Genomic DNA, 1,012 nt, shown 5'->3' with positions numbered 1-1,012 from the left:
CTTGATGACGCACCAGGGGAGAAGAAAGAAAACAAATCGTCTGAAATACAGCTGTACAGGCTGCGGCATCAATGTATGGGGAAAACCGCAGTTAAAAATAAACTGCGTGGATTGTGATTTATTACTGATAGAAACATAGGCTCACCTAAGGTGAGCCTTGTTCTTGTCTTTGGTTCTTAACTGGATGAAGCTATACCGAGAAACCCTAGAAGCATCGGGGATGTAAATAATCCTATAATTGTGAGTAGCCACGCTAATAGATTTACACCTAAACCCGCTATATTGTTATTCTTAATAGCAATGAGTGTTCCTATCAATGCAACTATTGCCGCAATTGGAACAAAGATTATTCCAAGAAAAAGAATTCCAAATAAAGAGCTTCACTGCGTTATGTCTTTGTATTTCAGTTGTGTCTTGAGCTGATGCCAGCCAGCATACAAAACGGACTTCGCCATTTTGGTCTTGACCAGCTTGGCACTACTCACATCGCCCACGAAGATGACGCCATAGCATTCCGCCAGGTGCGTCGTGAATTTATGTGTTGCATCTTTGCGCCGGTTCCGTGGGCGGGCCCCCATCGAGGTGCTGAAACGCTATGTCGTTAAACCGATTCTATCACGGTTATAATTTGAATACTCGAAGCGGGGTATTCTGCAATATCACCCACCAAATCGACCCAAACCATCCCCTCATTAGCAATGCGATTCGTGACTAATTCCCCTGTTTCATTCCCAATTGAAACTACAATTTTGGGTTTTCTGATAATCGTACTTTCTGTTTTTGGATCGCTTTTTTCTTTGCTTTCGGATGTGTTCTTTTGCGTATCTTTCGTGCTTTCCTCTGTTCCCCCACCATCTGAAGATTCTGAAGATGCAGAATTAGCGGGGTCTAATTTTCCGCCCGTGGGTTCTTCAGACCTGGTTTTTATTGGGTTGTTGTTCTTTGATTTTTTAACTGATGAAGCACCAAGTTCCTTAACAAATTCTTTTATTGATGATGTAGAAATATGTTC

Annotated in this window: 2 protein-coding genes; both read right to left on the bottom strand. The window is 42.1% G+C overall.

Features of this window, described 5'->3' with window-relative positions:
* Positions 1-380 precede the first annotated feature (380 nt).
* Positions 381-578: a hypothetical protein gene (locus ACOCD2_RS21820; RefSeq protein ID WP_293674837.1), complete on the bottom strand. Its 198-nt coding sequence runs from the start codon at positions 576-578 to the stop codon at positions 381-383.
* 23 nt (positions 579-601) lie between these two features.
* Positions 602-1,012 (bottom strand): transcriptional repressor KorB C-terminal beta-barrel domain-containing protein (locus ACOCD2_RS21815; protein WP_419582100.1); only part of this gene is annotated, 411 nt, incomplete at its 5' end.

The sequence above is a fragment of the Thiolapillus sp. genome (assembly GCF_048562965.1).
Lineage (GTDB): Bacteria > Pseudomonadota > Gammaproteobacteria > Chromatiales > Chromatiaceae > Thiolapillus > Thiolapillus brandeum_A.
The sequence above is the reverse complement of the archived record's forward strand: the minus strand, read 5'-3'. Positions and strand labels throughout refer to the sequence as shown.

Coding starts and splice junctions, on each gene's coding strand:
- ACOCD2_RS21820 (WP_293674837.1), bottom strand. CDS start 578: ATGGGGGCCCGCCCACGGAACCGGCGCAAAGATGCAACACATAAATTC.